The sequence below is a fragment of the Flavobacterium sp. LK-23 genome (assembly GCF_058135255.1).
This window is the reverse complement of record NZ_JBYUVT010000005.1, coordinates 177318-201686: the sequence shown is the minus strand read 5'-3', so window position 1 is coordinate 201686 and position 24369 is coordinate 177318. Positions and strand designations below refer to the sequence as shown.

The 24369-nt window shown below is 31.5% G+C and carries 22 protein-coding genes; 11 read left to right on the top strand and 11 right to left on the bottom strand.

Annotation, left to right across the window (positions count from 1 at the left end):
- Positions 1-96: 96 nt before the first annotated feature.
- Positions 97-3111 (bottom strand): tetratricopeptide repeat protein, encoded by a 3015-nt coding sequence (locus AC3Y25_RS10235; RefSeq protein WP_489902673.1) that lies wholly within the window; start codon positions 3109-3111, stop codon positions 97-99.
- 309 nt (positions 3112-3420) lie between these two features.
- Here AC3Y25_RS10235 and AC3Y25_RS10230 point away from each other — a divergent pair, with 309 nt between their 5' ends.
- The 3 genes from AC3Y25_RS10230 to AC3Y25_RS10220 are packed head-to-tail and all read left to right on the top strand — an operon-like array spanning position 3421 to position 5930.
- Complete coding sequence (locus AC3Y25_RS10230; protein ID WP_248725983.1) at positions 3421-4104, top strand: cell division ATP-binding protein FtsE; 684 nt, start codon at positions 3421-3423, stop codon at positions 4102-4104.
- Positions 4104-4988 carry a glycosyltransferase family 2 protein gene (locus AC3Y25_RS10225; RefSeq protein ID WP_489902672.1) on the top strand — a complete coding sequence of 295 codons (885 nt, stop codon included), beginning with the start codon at positions 4104-4106 and terminating at the stop codon, positions 4986-4988. The genes AC3Y25_RS10230 and AC3Y25_RS10225 overlap by 1 nt, the downstream gene beginning before the upstream one ends.
- A 6-nt stretch (positions 4989-4994) precedes the next feature.
- Positions 4995-5930 carry a glycosyltransferase family 2 protein gene (locus tag AC3Y25_RS10220; RefSeq protein WP_489902671.1) on the top strand — a complete coding sequence of 312 codons (936 nt, stop codon included), beginning with the start codon at positions 4995-4997 and terminating at the stop codon, positions 5928-5930.
- Here AC3Y25_RS10220 and AC3Y25_RS10215 read toward each other — a convergent pair.
- A complete protein-coding gene (locus tag AC3Y25_RS10215) occupies positions 5917-6321 on the bottom strand; it encodes a sugar 3,4-ketoisomerase (RefSeq protein ID WP_427872638.1) in 405 nt (134 codons plus the stop codon). The genes AC3Y25_RS10220 and AC3Y25_RS10215 overlap by 14 nt on opposite strands.
- An 11-nt stretch (positions 6322-6332) precedes the next feature.
- Positions 6333-7151 carry a glycosyltransferase family 2 protein gene (locus tag AC3Y25_RS10210; RefSeq protein WP_489902670.1) on the bottom strand — a complete coding sequence of 273 codons (819 nt, stop codon included), beginning with the start codon at positions 7149-7151 and terminating at the stop codon, positions 6333-6335.
- A gap of 141 nt (positions 7152-7292) precedes the next feature.
- Here AC3Y25_RS10210 and AC3Y25_RS10205 point away from each other — a divergent pair, with 141 nt between their 5' ends.
- The gene (locus AC3Y25_RS10205) at positions 7293-8180 is read left to right on the top strand and encodes a glycosyltransferase family 2 protein (RefSeq protein WP_489902669.1); all 888 of its coding nucleotides are present in this window, start codon (positions 7293-7295) and stop codon (positions 8178-8180) included.
- Here AC3Y25_RS10205 and AC3Y25_RS10200 read toward each other — a convergent pair.
- From AC3Y25_RS10200 to AC3Y25_RS10165, 8 genes are all read right to left on the bottom strand, one after another.
- A complete protein-coding gene (locus AC3Y25_RS10200) occupies positions 8160-9098 on the bottom strand; it encodes a hypothetical protein (RefSeq protein ID WP_489902668.1) in 939 nt (312 codons plus the stop codon). The two genes, AC3Y25_RS10205 and AC3Y25_RS10200, sit on opposite strands and share 21 nt — an antisense overlap.
- Entirely contained in the window at positions 9099-10538 is a 1440-nt protein-coding gene (locus AC3Y25_RS10195; protein WP_489902667.1) for an MBOAT family O-acyltransferase, read from the bottom strand. It lies immediately after the preceding gene.
- 6 nt (positions 10539-10544) lie between these two features.
- Entirely contained in the window at positions 10545-11822 is a 1278-nt protein-coding gene (locus AC3Y25_RS10190; RefSeq protein WP_489902666.1) for an O-antigen translocase, read from the bottom strand.
- A 1-nt stretch (position 11823) separates the two neighbouring features.
- Complete coding sequence (locus AC3Y25_RS10185) at positions 11824-12924, bottom strand: DegT/DnrJ/EryC1/StrS family aminotransferase (RefSeq protein WP_489902665.1); 1101 nt, start codon at positions 12922-12924, stop codon at positions 11824-11826.
- A 12-nt stretch (positions 12925-12936) separates the two neighbouring features.
- Positions 12937-13914 carry a GNAT family protein gene (locus AC3Y25_RS10180; RefSeq protein WP_489902664.1) on the bottom strand — a complete coding sequence of 326 codons (978 nt, stop codon included), beginning with the start codon at positions 13912-13914 and terminating at the stop codon, positions 12937-12939.
- Between the two features lie 6 nt (positions 13915-13920).
- Positions 13921-14523, bottom strand: a complete 603-nt coding sequence (locus tag AC3Y25_RS10175; protein ID WP_379797585.1) for a trimeric intracellular cation channel family protein — start codon at positions 14521-14523, stop codon at positions 13921-13923.
- A 176-nt stretch (positions 14524-14699) separates the two neighbouring features.
- Positions 14700-15557: a hypothetical protein gene (locus tag AC3Y25_RS10170; RefSeq protein WP_427872631.1), complete on the bottom strand. Its 858-nt coding sequence runs from the start codon at positions 15555-15557 to the stop codon at positions 14700-14702.
- A gap of 107 nt (positions 15558-15664) precedes the next feature.
- Positions 15665-16408, bottom strand: coding sequence for an RDD family protein (locus tag AC3Y25_RS10165; RefSeq protein WP_427872630.1), 744 nt, complete (start codon positions 16406-16408; stop codon positions 15665-15667).
- A gap of 20 nt (positions 16409-16428) precedes the next feature.
- On the opposite strand from AC3Y25_RS10165, the gene AC3Y25_RS10160 reads away from it, so the two are divergent.
- The 7 genes from AC3Y25_RS10160 (at position 16429) to AC3Y25_RS10130 (ending at position 24208) form a co-directional block, all read left to right on the top strand.
- Complete coding sequence (locus tag AC3Y25_RS10160) at positions 16429-17409, top strand: stage II sporulation protein M (RefSeq protein WP_250835245.1); 981 nt, start codon at positions 16429-16431, stop codon at positions 17407-17409.
- A gap of 9 nt (positions 17410-17418) precedes the next feature.
- The gene (locus tag AC3Y25_RS10155; RefSeq protein WP_427872629.1) at positions 17419-18195 is read left to right on the top strand and encodes a DUF4129 domain-containing protein; all 777 of its coding nucleotides are present in this window, start codon (positions 17419-17421) and stop codon (positions 18193-18195) included.
- Entirely contained in the window at positions 18188-19390 is a 1203-nt protein-coding gene (locus AC3Y25_RS10150; RefSeq protein WP_427872628.1) for a DUF4350 family protein, read from the top strand. The genes AC3Y25_RS10155 and AC3Y25_RS10150 overlap by 8 nt, the downstream gene beginning before the upstream one ends.
- 98 nt (positions 19391-19488) lie before the next feature.
- The gene (locus tag AC3Y25_RS10145) at positions 19489-20502 is read left to right on the top strand and encodes an AAA family ATPase (protein WP_489902663.1); all 1014 of its coding nucleotides are present in this window, start codon (positions 19489-19491) and stop codon (positions 20500-20502) included.
- A 126-nt stretch (positions 20503-20628) separates the two neighbouring features.
- The gene (locus AC3Y25_RS10140) at positions 20629-21960 is read left to right on the top strand and encodes a DUF58 domain-containing protein (RefSeq protein WP_489902662.1); all 1332 of its coding nucleotides are present in this window, start codon (positions 20629-20631) and stop codon (positions 21958-21960) included.
- Positions 21961-22076: 116 nt separating this feature from the next.
- Positions 22077-23162 (top strand): phosphoglyceromutase, encoded by a 1086-nt coding sequence (locus AC3Y25_RS10135; RefSeq protein WP_489902661.1) that lies wholly within the window; start codon positions 22077-22079, stop codon positions 23160-23162.
- A gap of 257 nt (positions 23163-23419) precedes the next feature.
- On the top strand, positions 23420-24208 hold the full coding sequence (locus tag AC3Y25_RS10130) for a TrmH family RNA methyltransferase (RefSeq protein WP_427872624.1): 789 nt from the start codon (positions 23420-23422) through the stop codon (positions 24206-24208).
- The last annotated feature ends 161 nt before the right edge of the window (positions 24209-24369 follow it).

Genomic DNA, 24369 nt, shown 5'->3' with positions numbered 1-24369 from the left:
TTTTTTAGAGAATAGAATAAAGAAAATAGAGAATAGATTTTCTTCTCTTTGCTTTAAATCTTTTTTCTATTTTCTTTATTCTATACTCTTGTATTCTTATTTATTAATCGACGAATTTGTTTTTGATTCTTCCGATTTAATTGCTGCTAATTCTTTTTTAGCTTCTTCAACAACATCTGGATAATCTGTAAAATTGTTGATTACATTATCTAAAATATATGTTGCTTGATAACTATCTTTTAATCCGTAGAAATTTTTCGCCATTAAAACCAAACCTTTTGCTCCGTAATATTTATAGGCAGAATAGCTTTTTGCTAATTTTTGAACAGCAACATTAGAAGCGTCATATTTTCCTTCTTTTGTTTTGAAATACGCATCATAATACAAAGCTTCTGCAGCCAATTCTCCTTTTGATGAAGCTGAAAGTTTCGCGTAAGCCGTTTTAGCTTTATCTTCATTTCCTGTCTGCATTGCTGCACGCGCTACAATAATCTGAGCATCTGCTTTTACACCTGCGTCTGATTTCGGATTTTCTAATACTTTCTCAGCCGCAACTACAGAATGGTCGTAATCTTTTTTATCATAATAACACTTCATCAAGTTCGCTTGAGCAAAAGTTTTATTCTGAGGATAATCGGCTTCGCTTTCTAATCTTGTTAGAACTGGAATCGCCTTATCGCAATCTTTTGCTTTCAAATAAATCTGAGCCAATCTGTTTAAAGCTTGTTCTGTAAACTCGTTTCTAGGCTGATCAATTACAAACTGATAATTTGCAATAGATTTTGTTTCAGAACCTTCTGCATAAGTAAGCTGTCCTAAATAGAAATTAGCTTCCAATGCATGCAATCCGTTTGGAAATTTAGAAATATAACCTGCAAAACCCGTAATAGCTTGCTTAGAATTGTTTTGGCTGTATTGTTTGAAGGCCGCATCGTAAGTATCATTATCCAATTCTGCATCTGTAACCGCTACGAAATCCAATGTACGAACCCAAGTTGCATATTCATCAACTTTTCCAGAGTCTACATAAATTAATCTTGCTGTTGCAACCGCTTCTAAAGCTTCTGGCGTTTTTGGGAATTCAGCAGCTACTTTTTTAAATTTCGTCAAAGCCAGCTGATCACGATCTGAATTGTAATAAATCAAACCTTGTTTTAAAATTGCTTTTGAAGTGAATGATCCATCTTTAAATTCAGAGATCAATTGATCATACGTTTTTATTGCCTGATCGTTTTTCTTTTCTGCAACATAGGTATTTCCTAACTCAAATAAAGCATCATCACGGTAAGATGACTTTTTGTACATCTGAAGAAAATTATTCAGCTCCTCTATTTTCTTAGCATTATTTGACATAAATCCGTAAGAAAGTGCTTTTTGGAATTGAGCATAATCTGCATCTACGCCTTTTGCAGCAATTGCTTTTGCATAAGCTTCATTTGCCGCGCTGTATTTTGAAGTTACAAAACGACAATCTCCCAAACGCAAATAAGAATCGTTTAAACGAACTTTATCTGAAGGAGCATTGTCAATTTGAGCTTGAAAAGAATTTGCTGCCTGATCGTATTCTTTCAATTTAAAATACGTGTAACCAATATTATAGTTGATATTTTTATATTCGTCTGTAGATTTTGCCGCAACCATTCCTGCAAACTGTTTGTAAGTCAGAAGAGCATTTTGCATATCATCATTCAAATATTCAGTTTCCGCTTTCCAGAAAGTGGCACGCGCTGTAAATTCAGGAGTTTTTTGCTCGCTGATCGCGCTTTTAAACATTTTACCCGCTTCTTGATAATTAGATTCATTGTACAATTCTAGTCCGCGGTAAAAAAGCACTTTTTGGTAAGCCGCTTTGTTTTCAGCAGTTCTATTTTTTTCTAATAAAGCCAAAGCTTCTTTGTAGTTTTTAGAAGAAATATAAGAATCAACCAAAAGTTTTTCTACTTCTGCACGGCTTGAATTATTTGGATATTTTTTAAGGAAATCCAACAAAATACCTGGAACAGCTTGGTAAGCGTTTCCAATATCATAACTCAATTTAGCGTAATTTAAAGCAGCATCTTCTTGAATCTGCGCATTAAAATCCATTTCAGAAGCATTCTTAAAAGCGTTTAAAGCTTCTTGCTTTTTGCCTGTATTTAAATAGCTTAAACCTAAATGATAATAGGCATTCTGAGCCACAAAATCTTTTCCTTCAATAATTTTGTTGAACTGAGAAATCGCTTTTTCATACTCTTTCTGCTCGTAATACGCATAACCTAATTGATAGAAATCGGTATTGTTCCATTTTCCTTTTTTACCCGCATATTGTTCTAAATACGGAATTGCTTTTCCGTATTGCTTCAAGTTGAAATAACTTTCTCCAATAATTTTATTCAGTTCTGATTTTTCAATGTCGTTCGATTTGTTCATGGCTACCAATCCTAAATCAATCGCTTTTTGGAAATTCCCTAACTTGAAATTCATATCCGCTTGATAATAAGAAAGCTTTTCTTTGTATTTTTCTTCACCCGAAACCTCATCAAAATACTTCGTTGCTTCTTTGTAATCGTCACCCTCATAAGCCATAAATCCTAGATAATATTTGGCTTGAGAACCATATTCTTTAGAATTTACCACTTTATTAAAATAGTTAGTTGCTTCTTTTTTCTTTTTAGCATTAAAATAGCTGTAACCTTTCATGAAGTTAAACTTATCCGATTCTGTTTTACTCATGTAGCTTTCGTCTACTTTATCAAACCATTGCAAAGCTTTTGGATAATTTCCTTGTTCGAAGAAAAATTGCGCGGCGTCAATATAAGCCTGATTTTGTTTGGTGCTTGTTGGATAATCATTCACAAATTGTTCTACCAGAGCATCGGCATTTGCTTTATTGGTTCTTATGGCAGAATTTGCAATATAGTAAGCACAGTCAGACTGTACTTCTTCATTTGTAGTATTGTTTTTTACTTTTTCAAAAATCAATTGTGCCGAAGCATATTGTTTGTCGTTATATAAAGCCAGTGCTTTGTCAAAATCCTTTAACTCATACGTATAAATCGCCGATTTTTGTGCCGAAGCTATAGTCGAAGCAAGGAAAATTTGGAATAAAAAGAACCTGGAAAGTTTACGCATTTTAATAATATTTAGTATTCAAATGTATCATTTTATAAGGGTTATAACGAAACGTTTTGAGGTTTTATTATGAACAAATTATGAAACTGCTACTATTTTACGCTCTGTAAAACTTCAAATTATTGGTTCTCAAACTTTCTTAAACAAATAATTTTAAACCATATAAGCTCTCTTAAGTTATTATAAGCAGGAACCGTTATAGAGATGCTGTTAAAATGCACTTCTATAGCAATTTTATTCAGAATTCAGCGAAATTTATTTTGAATACAACCGTTATCTTATTACTTTTACCATTCAAACCAATTTATTATGTCACAAACCGTACTATCTCTTAAAGAAGTCACTATATATCAAGAAGGAAGAAAAATTATATCTCATATTAACCTAGACGTTAATCATGGTGAGTTCATTTACATTATCGGAAAAACTGGTTCCGGAAAAAGTAGCTTTCTAAAAACTTTATATGCTGATTTACCGTTAATTGAAGGGGAAGGACATATTGTTGAATTTGATTTGGCAACATTAAAAGAAAACGACATTCCGTATTTAAGACGTAAAATTGGAATTGTATTTCAAGACTTTAAACTACTTCCAGACCGTTCCATAAAAGACAATATGCTTTTTGTTTTAAGAGCTACAGGATGGGTAGAAAAAGAAGCCATGCAACACAAAATTGATGAAGTTTTGGATAAAGTAGGCATGAAAGATTTTGTAAACAAAATGCCCCATCAGCTTTCTGGAGGAGAACAGCAACGTGTTGCGATTGCAAGAGCACTTTTAAACGATCCAGAATTTATCTTGGCTGACGAACCAACAGGAAATCTTGACCCTCAGACTAGTTCTGAAGTTTTAGAAGTTTTAAAAGCAATTAATGCTGCAGGCAAAACTATCATTATGGCCACTCATGATTATGCTTTATTGATGAAATTCCCATCTAAAACCTTAAAATGCGAAGATGAAAGAATCTTCGAAGTGGTACAAAGAAGCGTATAATGCTTTCCATTTTAATTCCGGTTTATAATTACAATGTTTTACCGCTTGCTAGCGAACTCGTAAAGCAGTGCAATTCTAGTGGAATTAATTTTGAGATTATTTTTTTAGATGATGCTTCTCAAAAGTTTGTAATTGAAAATGAAAGAATTAATCTATTTGAAAACGCCTCTTATTCTATTTTAGAAAAAAATATCGGACGAAGCTCTATTAGGAATTTATTGGCTGAAAAAGCAGTTTACGAAAATTTACTTTTCCTAGATGCAGATACTTTTCCTGCCAATGCAGATTTTCTTTCTGCTTATATTTCTCAGATCAGCAATACTGAAAAGATCGTTTATGGAGGGATTTTATATGAAAATTCTAAACCTGCAAAAAAGGAACTTTTAAGATGGATTTATGGAAAGGAAAGAGAAGCTTTATCAGTTTCCCAACGCATCAAAAATCCGCATCTTTCTTTTCTAACTTTAAACTTTCTCCTAAAAAAAGCTATTTTTTCTAAAGTCAGATTTAACGAAAATATTCCAAATCTAAGACATGAAGACACCTTGTTTTCGTTTGAGTTAAAACAAAATCAAATTGAGGTTCTTCATATTGACAATCCTGTTTTTCATCTTGGTTTAGAAGACAGCAAAACATTTTTGCAAAAATCTGAAGAAGCTGTTTTAGGTTTGAAAAATTTAATCGATTCGAATTTAATTTCTCCGGATTACGTTAAACTGGCACATTATTTTCAACTCCTTAAAAAATATCATCTTGTCTCTTTAACCGCTTTTGGTTTTAAGATTTTTAAACCTTTATTTAAAAAACAGTTATTAAGCGCAAAACCTTCGCTTTTTCTTTTTGATATTTATAGATTGGGTTATTATTGCATTATAAAAAAATAATCAATTATGGTCTTTTTTTCGGTTGTTATTCCGTTATACAATAAAGCTGAATATATTGAAAATACTATAAATAGTATTCTCGATCAGACTTTTGCGGATTATGAAATCATTGTAGTGAATGATGGATCTACTGACGAAAGTGAAGTTATTGTACACAGGTTTAATGATGAGAAAATTCAAATCTTTAATCAAAAAAATCAAGGCGTTTCTGCTGCCCGAAATTTTGGAATAGAAAAATCGAAAGGAAAACTCATTGCGTTTATGGATGCAGATGATTTTTGGCTCCCAAATCATCTACAAGAGTTGTCAGATTTGTATCGTGATTATCCAAATTGTGGCCTATATTGCTCACGCCATAAAATAAGAATTTCTAAAAACCGCTTTCAAATTCCTTATTATGATGCAATAGACAATTCTTTTAGAGGAATTGTAAAAGATTATTTTCTTTCAAACAAGCCTTTTAGAATTACTTGGACTTCTTCTTTAGCTATTCCACGAGAAATATTAGAAAACATTGGAGGATTTACGCCAGAAGTCACCAATGGTCAAGATTTAGAATTATGGACTAAAATAGGAATAAAATATCCTGTTGCCTTAACAAACAAGACAACAGCTGTCTATAATTTTAATATTGAAAATAGTTTAGCTAAAAACAAAATAAACTCAAAGGTTTTGATGAATTTTGAACAATTCAAAATCTTCGAAAAAGACAATCCATCTCTTAAAAAGTTTCTGGATCTATATCGAATTGAATATGGGTTACATTATTATATTTCTGGAAATAAAGCCCAAAAAAACTTTTATTTTCAAGATGTTGACCCAGAAAATATCCCTCTAAATGTGAGGATTTTATTAAACGTTCTTCCTTTCATTTTACAATCTCTTTTAAAATTAAAAAGAAAACTAAAACAAAGCGGAATTGACTTTTCTATTTACGATTAGAATAGGCAATAAATTCATCAAATTCTCTGATGTAATCCTCTTCTATATAAACTTCTGAAGCAATTACAAGACAAACCGAACCAGAAGAGAAATTCTGCAATTCTCTCCAAATTCCTGGATTAATTAATAATCCTTCATAAGGTTTGTTTAAGGTAATAATCTGTTCCTTTTTTCCATCTTTCAAAACTACATCAAAACTACCGCTTAAAGCCACTAGAAACTGTCGTAGATTTTTATGAGCATGTCCTCCTCGTTCGGCTCCGGCTGGCACATCATACAGATAATAAACCCTTTTAATATCGAAGGGAACAGTAGTATTCTCAATTACAGAAAGATTACCTCTTCTCTCTTCTATTTTAGGAATGGCTATTATTTGTATTTTATCATTCATTAGTACAATACTTATATTTTCTGAAACGTTTTGTGTCCTTTTATAGCACTGCTAAAAATCGCTTTCAGATTATTCATTTTTATTTTCTTCTGCTTTAAATCAAAAAAGATCTTTATAAGAATCCAAAAGATATATTTCTTTCTAAAAACCCTGGTAAACATTGCTCCACTAATAAAGTATCTCTCTAAAACATCTTTCTTATCTGACGAAGTCAATGTATTATGTGCCACAATTATTTGAGGTTCAAAAACAAGTTGTTTCCCGTCTTTTTTTAAATTGGATAAAAAAACAGCTTCTTCTCCCATTTCGAATATTCCTCCTAATCCAAAATTTTCATCAAATTTATGTTTTCCAAAGTCAACATGAAATTTATTCAGTGTTATTTCGATAGAACTTGTATTCAAAATATCAAAATTGCTTAAACTGCTTTTAGAATGGGCTACATATTTATTTAAAGGCTTGCTATTGGGTTTTAAAGCGCTAAACTTTATAACCGCAGCATTCGGATATTTATGATAAGCATCGATTATTTTTGTGATAAATCCTTGCTGAAATATCACATCATCATCTGAAATTAAAAGAATTTTTCCTGTGGAATTTTCCAACGCTAGGTTTCGGCTTTTAGAAAGTCCTTTTTCAAATGAATTTATAACTTTTATATTGGGATTAGTCGAGCTAAGTTTTGTTTCATTTTGAACCTGATTGATTACTAATATCGAAATTTTCGAATAATCAAAAGATGGAAACATAGGAACTAAAAAGTTCAATGAATCTCTATTCATTGTTGAAATTAGTATTTCCACATCTTTTTCTTCAAACAAAATATTCATTTTCAATTTTATTAAACAATCATAAAAGGCTAAAATCTGATTTTAAGATCAGTTCCTTTTTTAAATACAATTTACAATCTTAAGCATTATAATATTCTTATTTTTGAATTTTATAAATTCATTTTAAAATCTTTAATTTTCATGCACAACCTGCCTTTAGTAACTGTTATTTGTTTGTGCTATAACCACGAAAAATTCGTAATAGAGGCTTTGACTTCTATTACAAATCAAACTTACAAAAATATTGAAATTATAGTGGCAGATGATGGCAGTAATGATTCGTCTGTACAGAAAATTAAAGAATGGCACAAGAATTATCCTCACACTCCACTTATAATTAACGAAACCAATTTAGGCAATACCAAAACCTTTAACAAGGCATTAAAATTATCAAATGGTGATTTTATTATTGATCTAGCTGCAGATGATGTATTATTGCCGAATTGTGTCGAAAAACAAATAAGCACTTTCTTAAACTCTAAAATGGAACGTTTGGCAATAGTTTATGGAAATGCTGAAATTATCTCTGAAGACAGCACGCATTTAGATTATTATTACAAAGTTGATACTGATAAAAAAGCAATTATAAAACCCGCTTCAGGAGACATTTATAAAGCAATTTTAAGCCAAAGCAGTATGATTTGCTCTATTAGTTCAATGATTAAAAAAGAAGTCTTAATAGAGTTAAATGGGTACGATGAAAATTTGTCCTATGAAGATTTAGACATTTGGATTAGAACTTCAAGGAAATACAGTTTTGAATTTATTGATTCTGTGTTGATTCAAAAGAGAGAACTTGCCAACTCTTTGGGCAATATGTTTTACAAAAAGCTTAATGCGAGAACAAAAAAAATAAATCGATCCACTTATTTAGTTATTAGAAAAGCAATTGCCTTAAACCAAACAAAAGAAGAAAATAAAGCGCTTGTAAAAAGACTGCATTTTGAAATGGAGAAAGCATGTAGAACTTTAGATCTTTTGCTTTTTATAAGATATATTCCTTTAGAATTAAAATTGCGTTTTAGCTGATTTCTGATTTATAAAATCGTTTACCATCTTAGAACATTTCTTGGCTCCCAAATTATGCAAATGATCTGCATCGTAAAAATCATCATTAGAAAAACGAGGATCACTGAATAGATTAAGATAAAAAACATTCGAATTTGTTTTTTGCAATAGCAAAGCAATTTCAAAAATCTTATTCAATTTCTCTTTATTCACTTTTTCTGCATAATTTTTTGTGACAGGCATTGTCACTATAATCACTTGAATTCCTTTGTTTTTACATTTTTCAATAATAGACTCTATGGCTGTAATATTTTCTGCAAAATCTGTTAAATTATCTTCGTGTCTTTTGATTGTAGTTGCTGCACTTTTTTCCATATCTGCAACTCTTTTGTGATGTGTATAGTTTGTACCAAACCCGTTTTTATTGCAATCAACAATGGTTTTCTCAGAAAAATAGCGCGATATTAATTTAAGATTTGAACTAAAACTCTTTGTTCCAGAGACGAACCAATTATTAAGATCGAAACTTTGTATTATAGGAACTTCTAAATCCATGTAATGTCTATAATAATATTTTCGCCATCTATCTTCGTCGGTATTTTTGAGCTGACTCAAACTGGTATATTCTACGTTTAAAACTAGAAATTTGACCTTCTTAAAATTATCAATATGTTTATCAAATAAAAGTTTATCGAAATACATGGATTGGCTAATGTTGGACAAATTAAATGTTTGCTTATCGAAACAAACTGGATTTAATCCATAAAAAGAATGAGAATTTCCTAAGATTAAAACCTCTGCATTTTGATAGTTTGCTGCACAATTTTCATTTTTTACAGTGTAATTATTGGGTGCTATTTGGTAAAAAATTTCAATAGCCAAAAGCACCAATACTATTGGAAATAGAAAGAGGAAAGTATATCGAATAAAATTTCTCATTTAAAATTGAAAATAAATAAATTGCAATTCTTTACCCGAAAAAAGCAGAATCAATAATACCAAAGTATAATAAAAAGCAATTCTAAATGGTTTTGCCCATTGAAAACCTAATTTTTCAATAGCAAAAAGATTTTTTCTTCCAATCCATTCTATCCACATAAATACAGCCAAAATTAAAATTATCATTTTGGGAAATATTTCGGGAAATTCAAATAAGCTTAGTGAGAACATTTTAGAGATGTACGTGAATGCGCTTTCAACATTTTCTGATCTAAAAAAAATGCGGGCAAATGAAACCAATCCAAAAGTAAAAATCATGCTTGAAAAAATCTTTAAGCCAGATTTAAAACCAGTGACCGATATAACATCGATATTTCTTCGATTTTTATTAAACAAAACTAAAGGAAGGATGTATAGAAAATTTATAAATCCGTAAATGATAAAAGTCCAATTAGCGCCATGCCAAAATCCTATTAGCATAAAAACTATAAAAACATTGCGAACTTGTATCCATTTCGAGCTTTTTGAACCGCCCAGTGGAATGTAAACATAATCTCTAAACCAGCTCGATAAAGAAATATGCCATTTTCTCCAAAATTCTGCAATATCGCGTGCAAAATACGGATAGGAAAAATTCTGTAACAATTCGATTCCTAAGAGTCTAGAAACTCCTAAAGCAATATCTGTATATCCTGAAAAATCTCCATAAATTTGAAATGAAAACAATATTGTCCCCATAACTAGTGTACTTCCCGAATAATGAGATGGATTGTCAAAAATTAAATCAACATACTCTGCACAACTATCTGCAATTACAACTTTCTTAAATAATCCCCACAAAATTTGTCTTAATCCGCAAATAGCTGTTTCATAATTAAAAGTTCTCTTTTTTTGAATCTGGGGCAAAAGATGTGTCGCTCGCTCTATTGGACCAGCAACCAACAAAGGAAAAAAGCTCACAAATAATGCATATTCAATTATGCTGTCAACTGGTTTTATTTTTTCTTTATAAACATCAATTACATATGAAAGTCCGTGAAAAGTATAGAAAGAAATTCCTATTGGTAAAATTAAATTTAAAGTCCAAAGATGCGCTTTAAACCCTAATGCCGTAATTATTTCTATGAAATTATCAATAAAGAAATTATAGTATTTAAAGGCTCCTAAAACGCTTAAATTAATAATTATACTTAGCCAAAGCCATCTCTTTTTTGCCGCAATATTTTTTGTATTGATGTAAATTTTCTTTCCAACATAAAAATCTAAACCGATAGAAAAAAGTAAAAGAAAAGTGAATTTAAAATTCCAACAGCTATAAAAAAACAAACTTGCCAGTAATAAAAAAAGATTCTGTTTTTTTAGATCTCTATCGAATACAAACCAGTAAAGTATAAAAACTATTAAAAAGAAAACCGCAAAACTTAGTGTATTGAAAAGCATAACTGGTTAATTAAACAAAGTCTTCTTAAAATAAACACATAACACGAACAAATAAATAAAATTATCCAACGCGTATCCAATTACAACTCCCTCAATTCCATAAATTTTAATAAAATACAAACAGAAAAAGTACAGAACTGTGAGTGAAAACAACTCACTTACAATAAATGCTGAAGTGTTCTTTTTTGCAAAAAACTGATACCCTAAAATAAGGGCGCAAACTTTAAAAAAATCTCCTAAAAGCTGCCAGAAAAACAAATCGGTTACGGGTAAAAAATCTTTTGTAAAAAGCAATCGGACAATAAAGAATCTCATAAAATAAATGAGAGTAATGGCTAAAATAAAGATCGGTAGAATGAATTTATAATACCGCAAAAAGATATTTTTTGTTTCCAAATCATTTTCTGCTTTAGACAATTTTGGCAGAAAATAAACACTTAAAATAGTACTTACAAACATCAAACAATAGGACGAAATTCTGGTCATTGATTCCCAATATCCTGCTTGTTCGATTCCTAAATTATGAATAATATGATTTCGAATTGAAAGCAATACAAAAGGTCCAAAAACAGATGAAACCACCGTCATTAACGTATAAGAAGAGAGATTTTTTAGAACTTGAAAATCAAATAAATGAAATCTAATCATTTGAAAAAACTGAATTTCTTTCTGAATCATATAAAAGGTAACCAAAAACAATAACGCTGGTGCAATTACAATCGACATTAGAGCTCCAATGGTTTTAAACTGCATAATTAGAAAAACCGAAGTCAGCAAACCAATAATGTTTCCTATGATATTAATCCAAATTACTTTTTTAAATTTGCCCAAACCATTGATTACAGCAATAAAAAAAATAGAAAATCCGTAGGTTGGCAAAACAAACGCTAAGACTTTAAAAACAGTTAAATATTCTGTATTATTTCCAAAGATATTCTGATTCCAATAAGAAGCTGTAAAAAATAAAATTCCGCTTAACAGAAGCGCAATAAACAATAAACTGATAAAAACTGTAGAAACTATTTTTTGAAGTTCGCTTTTAGATTTCTCATTTTCAGACGCATATTTTACGATTCCGTTTTGAAATCCTAAAGTGGAAATATTTTCTAATGAAGTTAAAAAATTACGAAGATTTCCAACCAAAGCCATTCCGCTTGGACCAACGAAAATGGCTAATATTTTCGAAGTAATTAATCCGATTCCAATTTTTAAAGCAACGCTCAAGCTGTTTAAAGACGTAATCTTAAACAAATTGGTTTTAATTATTTTTCTATAGAAATTCAAATTAATATTGATTTAGAATTTCTATAATAAAATCAACCTCAACTTCGGTTAAAACTGGACTCATTGGCAGACTCAGAACTTCATTATGGATTTTCTCTGTAATTGGAAATGACAGATTATTCCATTCTGGAAAAGCTTTTTGCTGATGTGGCGGAATTGGATAATGAATAACCGTTTGAATATTATTTTGAGTTAAATATTCTTGTAAGTCGTTTCTATTTTCTGTTCGAATAACAAACAAATGAAATACATTGTTGTTTGAAAAATCCCAAAATGGCAATGTTATTTTTTTGTTTTTAATTCCAGTTAAATATCGTTTTGCAACTGTTCTTCTTTTATCATTATCTGAATCCAAATGGGGTAATTTCAGATTTAAAAAACCAGCCTGCAATTCGTCTAATCGCGAATTCAAACCAATGTATTCGTTATAATATTTTTTCTCTGAACCATAATTTCGAAGCGAAAAAAGCACCTTTGCCAAATCCGAATCATTTGTAGTAATCGCTCCGCCATCGCCCAAACATCCTAAATTTTTTCCTGGATAAAAACTATAGGCGATTGCTGATTTTAGATTGTAGATTGTAGATTTTAGATTTTTTTCTACGCCGTGAGATTGTGCTGCATCTTCAACGACAATTAAATTGTATTTTTCTGCAATTTCATTTATTCTCTCCATTTCGGCTATTTGTCCGTATAAATGAACAGCTAAAATAGCTTTGGTTTTTGAAGTTATTTTCTCCTGAATTAAATCTGGATTTATATTGTATGTTTCTAATCTTGGCTCAACCAAAACAGGAACTAAATCGGCTTGTAGAATAGCCAAAATACTCGCAATGTAGGTGTTTGCTGGAACAATAACCTCATCTCCTTTTTTAAGTTTTCCGAGTTCGATATACCCTTTAAAAATAAGAACTAAAGCATCCAATCCGTTTCCAACCCCAATACAATATTTAGATTGACAATATTCAGCAAAAGCCTTTTCAAAGGCTTCCACTTCTTTCCCTAAAACATACCAACCATTTTCTAAAACCAATTTCAGTTTTTGCTGAAATGCAGTTTCATACGGTTCGTTTATTTTTTTAAGGTTAAGAAAAGATATCATCTCTGTTTTGTTTTAAATAAGAATGCCTTCTAATTTAGTATAATTGGCCGTATCAACTTCATAAAAATCATGGACCAAAGTGCTGGATCCAAAGCTTTCTTTCCAATAGGCTAATCCTTCGTTTAGATTTTTTCCTTGACTTTCATTTGAAATTCCGAAATCAAAAAAACGTTTTTCAGCAAAACGTTCATTAATGAGGTAATGAAAAAGATAATCTAAACTTCCTAAATCTTCTTTGTCCGGATCTTTTGAAATATACTGGCAATGTGCCACATTTTTTGTTTCAAAAATCGTCGTTCCGCCTACAATTTCGTCATTTTTATAAATATTGAACTGATGAATATTTTCAGAAAAAAGCGATTTTAATCTGTTTATTTCATCAATCGAATGAACTGGCGCTGCGTGGTGTGTTTTTTCTAAATTCGGAATTAGAATTTTGCTCCAAAACAATTCAAACTGATTCTCTTCTTTAATAATCAATTCGTTGGAAATTGCCTTTTTTAGTCCTCTTTTTCTAATTTTAGAAATTGTTTTTTCTTGCTGTAAATCAATTACAGAAAGAGAATCTCTTCTCACAAGCTTTGCTTCTGCCAGAAATAAACTGTATAAAATTTCTTCTGCAGGTTTCAAATGATAAATGGAAGGAAGAGTTTTAAAGTATAATTTATCCAAATTATTTTTGTTCAGAAAAAACAACACCTCTCTAAAAATGTCGATAACCACTTTTTGTTTGGTTTGTTCTTTATAAACCAGTCCTCCATAAGTTAAACCTTGATGAGAATGTAGCGCATTTTCTTTTTTATTGGCAGGAAGAATAGCAAGTAACTTTTTATCTTCAAAAACCAAAAGCGAAAAATCTTCAAAGCTATCTTTGTGGTATTCCATAAAATCGCGATGAAACAAAAAAGTTGCATTTTTAGCCTGAGCAACAAAATCGTTCCAAACCGAATAATCTTTCTGATTGTATTTTTTAATGATAAATTTCGCCATACTCAATTACATGTGATCAAATGCTTTTAAATGCCATTTGTATTTAACTGCCATTAATCGAACCACAATAATCACCAGAGAAGTAACTAAATATAAGATATCGTCATTTAAATTTAATTTTCGCAATCCAAAAAAAACAATTCCACCCAAAATACAGATGGTTGCATATATTTCTTCTCGAAAAACGTTTGGAATTTCATTACATAAAATATCACGAATTACACCGCCAAAACAAGCAGTCATTGTTCCTAATGCAATACAAATTGCTGGATGAAGTCCGGTTATAAGTCCTCTTTCGAGACCTATTAAAGTAAAAACCCCAAGCCCAATGGTATCAAATAGAAACAATGAGGTTCGAAGTTTATCAAATCTTTTTCTAAAAATAATGGCTAGAAAAAATCCTAAAATAATCACATACACATATTGCATGTCACGCATCCAGCCAACAGGAGTTCTGCCAATTAAGACATCGCGAAGCGTTCCGCCACCAACTGCAGTAACAAATGCAATGATAAAAACACCAAACGGATCTAGTTTTTTGTGCATTGCTGTTAAAGCGCCAGACATAGCAAACGCCATTGTCCCAATAATATCAAGTAAGTGAAACATTTTTTCTGAGTTACAAAGATGCAAAGCGTCAAAGTTACAAAGTTGTAAGGAATAATCTTAGTAAATCTGACTCAGAAAAATAACTGTCCTTTTTTCTAAGCTACAAAAAAGCAAAGTATCAAAGCTACAAAGTTGTAAAGAACGGTCTTAGCCAATCCAACGCATAGAAATACTTATTATTTTTTTACATAAATCGGACTTCTTTTTAATAAATACGAAATAGAATCCATCCATCCGTCTTTTAATGCTAGCAAGGGTTTACGGGTTTGAGAATAGATTTTATCTGTGTTTCTGTACATATCAAAATAAACCGTATAATAGTAATAGGTTTGGTTGTTTGCTGTTGTAGTCGAAATATCGCTGGTAGTTACTTTTTTATTGTTGTTGCTCACTTTAGCATTTCCACTATCATAAGTCGTAGCTGTAGTGCCCGTGCCTATTGTGTATGAAACTTTTGCAGCAACAATATTATCTACTCCTAATATTTTTTCCAGATCTTCTATTGGCGTTTCGTCAATGTTATTATGATCAATTCCAGCCTTGTGCAATAAACTGTTTGTTGTTCTTAAATCCTGAACCGTCAACGGAAAAATATTAGCTGATTTATCCAATAACTTGTTGTACAAATCGTTTTGAGCAAATTTTGCCATATCCTCAGAACCTTGCTGATTATCTGCATTTACATAAGGAACTGGCAATACAGCAATTGTATTGTGCTGTTTATCCGCACTTATTATGGGTTGTGATGATGATGTGCTTTGAGCACTGTTTGTTGCGTTTGGAGAAATATCAAAGGTTTGAGATCTTCCGCTTGCAAAATCGATCTTCGCAATTTGAGAAATGTCTAGCGAAATCTGAACCGTCTCACCTGGAAGTGAATATTCTACTGTTTTATCAGACATTTTTAAAACCGTACATTCAATAATCTGATAATCTCTTTTTATAATTTTATCTAATTTTTTTCCGCTTTGAGCAAAACTTACGCAAGCAGATAACAGTATTAGTAATACGAGAAAAGGCTTTGTAATTTTCATTTGTTTGGAAATTTATGAATTAATTATCTATATATAAATTTACGAAGAAAAAATAAAAAATTATCAGTAAAAATTAGAAAAATCAAATAATTCTTCAAAGAAAAAAATTACATGTTTTGGGTATAAAAATTATAATCTTTTAAAATTATTCGAATAAAATCGCTGTTGTTTCCAGATTGATTTTTAATACCTGTTACACTTTCAATTTTTGCCACTAATTTGTAAATAATCTCGTGATCATTTTTAGCTACTGCTTTTTGATACGTTTCTTTAATAATTCGCATATCATTGTCTGAAAGCTTGATAACCAAAGGATAAGTTGGCACATAGGCTTCACCGATTTCTTCTAAAATAGTATGGCTGATATTAATTTTATTCTTTAAAGTAATTACTGCTGTTCCTGCTGCCATGTCTCCCAATCGTTGCGATTTCTGACTCGTAATAACCGTAATAAGTCCTGGAAGTCCGAAAAAAGTAAAAAAGTCAATTACCCTAAAAAACCATCGAATTAAATAATCACCAAAACCCGCTTGATAACCGTCAATTTTAACGACTTTAATCTTCAATAATTTTTTACCCAATGACTGTCCTTCAAAAACACTTTCTAAAACCAGCGAGTACACTATAACCGGCGAATAGAGCAGTAAAAAAATCGCGCCTCGCGACCAACCATCCAAATTAACCATCAATCTATCTAGTTGTAACCAATCAAAAAGTATTATCGAAAGCGCTGTTATATAACAGATTATAATGAACAAATCAATAAAAAAAGCTCCTAGTCTTTCACCAACAGAAGCGGCAATAAAATTTATTTTGACATTTTGTGTCGTATTAATAGATAATTCTGACATATTTCATATTTTAGCCTACAATGAGAGAAATCGCCTTTATAAAACAAAACAGAGAAAAATGGCTCGAGTTTGAGCTGGCAATTTTTGGTAAAGCTAAAAAAAATCCTGATGAATTAGCTAATTTGTACATTCAAATGATGAATGATTTATCGTATGCGCAAACGTATTATCCTAAAAGTAAAACGGTTGTATATCTAAATCATCTTGCTTCTCAGATTTATCAAAAGATTTATAAAACCAAACGCACAGACCAGAATCGTGTTATAGATTTCTTTAAAATCGAAGTTCCTTTATTGGTCTACGAATACAGAAGATATTTGGTATATGCTTTTGTTTTGTTTTTTGTTACCGTTTCAATCGGAGTTCTTTCGGCTCGCTACGATCGTGATTTTGTACGTCTGATATTAGGTGACGAATATGTCAATATGACTTTAGAAAATATTAAAAAGGGCAATCCGATGGCCGTATATGGTTCGGGCAGTAATTGGGGAAGTTTTATTGGCATTACTGTAAACAACCTATTTGTTGGCGCCAAATGTTATTTCTACGGTATTTTTGCAGGAATCGGAACTTTTAATGTTTTTCTTCAAAACTGTATCATGCTGGGTTCTTTTCAATATTTTTTCTACGAACAGGGCGTTTTCTGGAAAAGTGTTCGAGGAATTTGGATTCATGGTTCTATGGAAATTTTCGCGATTGTAATCGAAACAACCGCTGGATTTATTTTAGGGGCTTCTATCCTATTTCCTAAAACTTTTTCGAGAATGAATTCTTTTAAAATTGGTTTCAAAAATAGCTTCAAAATATTCTTAAGTACTTTTCCTTTTACGATAAGCGCAGGATTTTTAGAAGGTTTTATTACCAGATATTCTATCGATATGCCCAATTGGCTAAGCAGTTTTATTATCTTGTTTACGCTTGCAATAATTTCATTTTATTACTTGATATACCCTTTCATTGTACACAAAAAAATTCATTCTTTAACCGCCGAAAAACTTTAAGACTAAGTAATGACAAGATTATTCTTTATTTTATCTTTTCTTTTGTGCTGTGGTATTTCTCAGGCTCAGGATTCTATTCCTGTTACTGAAGATCCTCCAAAAATTACTGCAATTAAATATACCGAAAAGGACATTCAAGTAGATTCTGGCACTGTAGAAGCCAAACATTTTGAAAAGAATTTCAAGAAAAAATATACCGATAAAGAGTTTATTTACGAATACAAAGCTCCCGAAAAAAGCTGGTGGGATCACTTTAAGCATTGGCTGGCAAGACAAATTTTTAATTTGTTTAATTTCAGCAGCGTAAAAACATCACTAAATTTTGTTGTTATTTTATTCAGAATAATTGCTGTTTTGGTCGTAATTGTTTTGATTTATTTTATTGCAAAAGCCTTAACCAAACAAGAAGGAAGATGGATTTTTGGAAAAAATGCCAATAAAAAAACATTATTTTATTCTGATGCCGAGAAAAACATTCATCTTTTAGATTTCGAAAAACTTATTAAAGAAAGTATTGAGGCGGGCGAAAGAAGAATTGCAATTCGATATTATTATTTATGGCTTTTAAAGGTAATGGCGCAGAATAATTACATTGAATGGGATATCGAAAAAACCAATTCTGATTATTTGTACGAACTATACAACCCTGCGCATAAAGAAGAGTTCACCTATCTTTCTTATTTGTACAATTATATTTGGTACGGCGAATTTGAAATTGACGACGTAACATTTAGAAAGACTGAAAACAGATTTAAAAAAGCATTAAAAACCTTTGGTAATGGATAATAAAGTTAAAATATACATTGCTATTCTGGTTTTAATTTTCGGAATAACATTATTAGTAGATAAAGGACAGCCAAAACCTATTGACTGGACGCCTACGTACTCTGTTGATGATAAAATTCCGTTTGGTTTATACATTTTTGATCATGAAGCAGACGTCCTTTTTAAACAGAAAGTAGAAAGAATTTCGACACAAACTCCATACGAGTACCTAGATTCTCAATATGATGCAAGAGAGAATGTAGAAACGTATAAAATAAAAGGAACGTTTGTTAACATTTCTGAAGTTAATAATATTGACGAGCAGTCAATGAAAGAAATTTTATATTTTGTTTCTCACGGAAATAATGCTTTTCTAAGCATGAAAGTATTTCCGAAAGTATTGCTGGATTCTTTAAAAATCGAATTAAAAACCGATTTTATGCCCGTTGACAGCGTTTCGGTTTGGATGGCAAATAAAAAAGTAAACTCTAAAAAATATACTCTTAATACAGGATTAAGCGATTACTTTTCAAAAATAGACACTTTAAACACTAAAGTTTTAGGCTACCAAAACAGTACTAAAAACAAAAGACAAATCAATTTTATTGAAGTGCCTTATAAAAATGGTTATCTCTATCTGCACACGCAGCCAGTAGCTTTTACCAATTATAATCTGCTGAAAAAAAATTATTATCAGTACACCGAAAATCTGGTGTCCTATATTCCGAAAGGAAATATTTTTTGGTACAATAAAAGCTTTAACGACCAACGAATTTCAAGTTCTCCGTTGCGATATATATGGAGTCAGCCCGCTTTAAAATCGGCTTGGTATTTAGGTTTAATCGGAATTCTTATTTTTATGATTTTCAATGCAAAACGAAAACAGCGCATTGTTCCAATTATAAAACCGTTACAGAATTTAACCGTTGACTTTACCAAAACAGTTGGAAATTTATATTATCAGGAAGGTGATCACACGAATATCATTGATAAAAAGATTATTTACTTTTTAGAAAAAATTAGAACCGATTATTTGCTTGATACGACCAAACTCGATGACGATTTTATAACCAAATTGCATTATAAAACAGGAAAAGACGAAAAAGATATTCGAGACTTGGTGCAATTAATTAATGATCACCGAAATAGTTATCACGGAAGTCTGGAAGAAGATCTCCTTAGACTAAACAAAGCGATAGAAAAGATTTTACATTAACCAGAATAGTTTGCCACAGATTAAAATGATTTTATAAAAAATAATCTACTTTAATCATTTTAATCTGTGCAAAAAAACATAAAATAACAGACCAAATTATGGACGACATCAATACAACATCAAGCGAAATCACAAACGAAAATGTGAATTTTGAAACGAGAATTAACTTAACGCCTCTTTTAGAACACGTAAACACGATTAAGAAAGAAATAGAAACAGTAATTGTGGGTCAGCACAAAATGGTTGATCAGCTTTTGGTGGCTATTTTATCAAACGGTCACGTTCTTTTAGAAGGTGTTCCTGGAGTTGCCAAAACAATTACTGCTAAATTATTGGCTAAAACTTTAAATATTGATTTTAGCAGAATCCAGTTTACTCCCGATTTAATGCCTTCTGATATTTTAGGGACATCAATTTTCAATCTGAAAAACTCAGAATTTGAATTCAAAAAAGGGCCAATTTTTTCTAATTTGATTTTAATTGACGAGATCAATCGTGCTCCTGCCAAAACACAGGCTGCACTTTTTGAAGTTATGGAAGAACGCCAAATTACAATTGACGGTTCTGCTTATCAATTAGAAGCTCCTTTTTTGGTAATTGCGACTCAGAATCCTGTAGAGCAAGAAGGAACGTATCGTTTGCCTGAAGCGCAATTGGACCGTTTTCTTTTTAAAATTACGATTGACTATCCAAAATTGAATGAGGAGATTTTAATTATCCAAAGAGAACATTCTTTACAAGATCACGGAAAACTAGATGCCATCAAGACGATTCTTTCTGGAGAGGAAATCAAAGGATATCAAGCATTGGTAAAACAAATTAGAGTAGAACAAAATTTACTGGAATACATTGCCCGAATTGTAGTAAATACGCGCGAAAATGCCTTTTTATATTTAGGAGCGTCGCCTCGTGCTTCGATCGCTATTTTGAATGCCTCAAAAGGTTTCGCAGCCATCCGCGGACGCGATTTTGTTACGCCTGAGGATATTAAAGAAGCGGCTATTCCAGTTTTACAACATCGTGTGATCGTAGCGCCAGAACGTGAAATGGAAGGAATTACAAGCTCTGAAATCATTAAACAGATTATTGAAACAGTAGAAATTCCAAGATAATTATCAATTGTTAATTGTTAATTATTAATTATTCGTCTCCCTGAGCAAAGTCAAAGGGCGCATAAGGCTTCGACTTCGCTCAGCCTGACAAAGCGAAACTTGAAACCTGAAACTTGAAACAAAAAAATGAAATTCATAAAAAGTCTATATCTAAATAATTTCTTTTTCTATGTGCTAATAGGCATTATAGGATTGTTTATCTGTGCCTTTATTTTTCCAAATATGTATAATGCAGTTTGGTTGTTGGTTTTAGGTTTGGTTACTTTTTTAGGACTTGACATTTTACTTTTATATTTATCCCGAACAGGACTTGAAGCAGAAAGAATTACGCCCGAAAAATTATCAAACGGAGATTTAAATTCCATTACAATCAATCTTAAAAATCATTATACTTTTCCTATTTCGGTGAAGATTATTGATGAAATTCCGTTTCAATTTCAGATTCGCGACTTCAAAATAAAAAAAACAGTAAAAGCTGCCACGCAAAAAGAAATTGGTTACGATCTTCGTCCAACAGAACGCGGAGAATACCATTTCGGTTCTTTAAACATTTACGTTTCTTCGCCTTTAAGACTTATTTCTAGAAGATTTTCTTTTGATAACAATCAAATGGTTCCGACCTATCCTTCTTATATTCAATTAAGAAAATATGATTTGATTGCTTTTTCAAACAATTTATTTCAATACGGAATCAAAAAAATACGCCGAATTGGCCACACAATGGAGTTTGAGCAGATTAAAGAATATGTTCAAGGCGACGATTTAAGAACCCTGAACTGGAAAGCTACAGCCAAAAGAAATTCGCTGATGGTCAATCAGTTTCAAGATGAAAAATCGCAATCGGTTTATATGGCAATCGATAAAGGCCGCGTCATGCAAATGCCTTTTGACGGATTAAGTTTATTGGATTATGCTATTAATTCGGCTTTGGTTTTGTCTAATGTCATTCTGAAAAAACAAGACAAAGCAGGTCTTTTTTCTTTTTCTAAAAAAGTAGAAAATCGAGTTTTTGCCGAAAGAAGAGGCTCACAAATGCAGAAAATTCTTGAAACTTTATACAATGTAAAAACCGATTTCTTTGAAAGTGATTACAGCCGATTGTATGTTGACATTAAAAAAAACATCAATCAAAGAAGTTTGATCATTCTATATACCAATTTTGAAACAATGGATGGTCTAAATCGTCAATTGCCTTATTTAAAAGGAATTGCAAAAAGCCATTTATTGGTTGTGGTTTTCTTTCAAAATACAGAATTGAATTCCATCATCAATAAAAAAACAGTAACCATTCAGGAAGTCTACGACAAAGTTATCGCTGAGAAATTCATGTTCGAAAAACGACTGATCGTAAATGAATTGAAGAAATACGGAATACATTCTGTTTTAACACAACCAGAAAATCTTACGCTTGACGCGATCAATAAATATTTGGAGATTAAGTCGAGAGGGATTTTGTAGCCATGTTTATCTGTTAACTTATGGTTATTTTAAAGATTGAATTTACTATTATCTCTTTTATTAAATTAGTTTTGAAAGAAAATAATCTGAATATAACAACATAAAACAGATAAAAAATGAAAAAAGCAATCCTAGTTCTATTCGTTTTATTAAGCATTCAATCTCAAGCCCAAAAAACAGAAAACATCATTATTATCACTACAGATGGTTTTAGGTGGCAGGAAGTTTTTAAAGGCATTGATCCTGCAATTGCCAACGATAAAAAATTCAATCAAGGAGACAGCGCTTACATTTATAAAAAATATAGTGATGCTGATGTCAAAGAAGCTCGTAAAAAGCTAATGCCTTTTTTCTGGTCTGAAATTGCTTCGAAAGGTCAGATTTATGGAAATAGAGATTTAGGAAATAAAGTTGATGTAGCCAATCCTTACTGGTTTAGTTATCCTGGTTATAGCGAAATTATGACTGGAAATGTAGATTTAAAAGTCAATTCAAACAGCTATAAAGCCAATCCGAATGTGAATGTTTTGGAATTTTTAAATCAGCAGTCTAAATTGAAAGGAAAAGTTGCCGCTTTTGGTGCATGGGATGCTTTTGACCGAATTTTAAATGAAGAAAGAAGCGGATTTCCTGTAATTTCAGCCTTTGACAAAGTGGGCGGAAACAAACCAACAGCAGCTCAGCATTTGTTAAATGAAATGCGTGACAATTCATATAAACCATTTCACATGGATGAATGCCTAGATGTCTTTACGCATTATCAAGCTTTAGATGAATTGAAAACTAAAAAACCAAAAGTACTTTACATTGCGTATGGAGAAACCGATGAATGGGCACATCATGCACAATATCGTTCGTATTTGGATGCCGCCAATCAAGTCGATAAATGGATTCAGGAAATCTGGAATTTTGTGCAAAATGATCCGCAATACAAAAACAAAACAACTCTTTTCATAACAGTCGATCACGGACGCGGTGACAAAGTAAAAGCACAATGGACCGATCACGGTTCTGACATTCCAGGTGCCTCAGAAATTTGGTTTGCCGCAATGGGACCAGAAATTGCTCCAAAAGGCGAAATCAAAACAAACTCGCAATTATATCAAAAACAGTTTGCTCAAACTTTGGCAAAAATTATGGGATATAATTTCAAAACGGATCATCCTGTAGAAACTGAGATTAAAGAAGTTTTCGATAAATAATTTTTCCAGCAACGACCCGAGCGATAGTGAATAGGCAAAGTAATTGCATTAATTTTTACGAATTTCTATTTTGTTTTGCCACAGATTAAGGGATTAAAAATGATTTAATCTGTGAGAATCTCTTTAATCTGTGGCGAAAAATTATTGCAATTCGTGGCAAAAGAAACTTTATTGCTATACCTACAAGGTTTTAAAAACCTTGCAGGAAGAAAAAAACTCTGTACCTTTGCCCCTCTGCAACTTTGAGCCTTAAAAAAATGAAACAAATCACTTCAATTCAAAATCCGTTTATCAAATCTTTGGTTTTACTTCAAGAAAAATCCAAAGCCAGAAAACAAACCGGAACATTTTTGATTGAAGGGCAACGCGAAATTTCTTTAGCCATAAAAGGCGGTTACGAAATCGAAACGGTTTTGTTTTTACCCGAATTAGTTTCTGAATCAGAAATCAACAAACTAATTCAAAATACTTTTCAAATTATAGAAATCAATAAAGAGGTTTATCAAAAATTGGCCTATCGTGATACAACGGAAGGAATTTTAGCGATAGCGAAAACCAAATCATTAAAATTATCAGATTTGAAGTTATCAGATAATCCATTGATTTTGGTGGTAGAATCTTTAGAAAAACCAGGAAATATTGGTGCCGTTTTACGAACTGCAGATGCAGCCAATTTAGACGCTGTTTTAATCGCCAATCCGAAAAGTGATTTGTACAATCCGAATATTGTACGTTCGAGTGTTGGATGTCTTTTTACCAACCAAATCGCAACAGGAACTTCAGAAGAAATTATTGCTTTTTTGAAAGAAAATAAAATCAATTTCTACAGCGCAACTTTACAAAATTCGACTTCATATCATACTCAAAATTTTACTACTCCAACCGCTTTAGTCGTTGGTACAGAAGCAATAGGTTTAACTCAGCAATGGCGTGACGAAGCAACTCAAAACATTATTATCCCAATGCAAGGAGAAATCGACAGCATGAATGTTTCTGTTGCTGCTGCAATTTTAATTTTCGAAGCGAAAAGACAAAGAGGGTTTTGATTTTTGATTTTTGATTTTTGATTTTTGATTTTTGATTTTTGATTTTTGATTTTTGATTTTTGATTTTTGATTTTCTAAAAGTCGCTTTGCTCCTTTTTGGAATTTGGGATTTAAAAATTGTAATTTATTTTTAATCCCCTTTCGGCTGTCAGGCTGAGCGA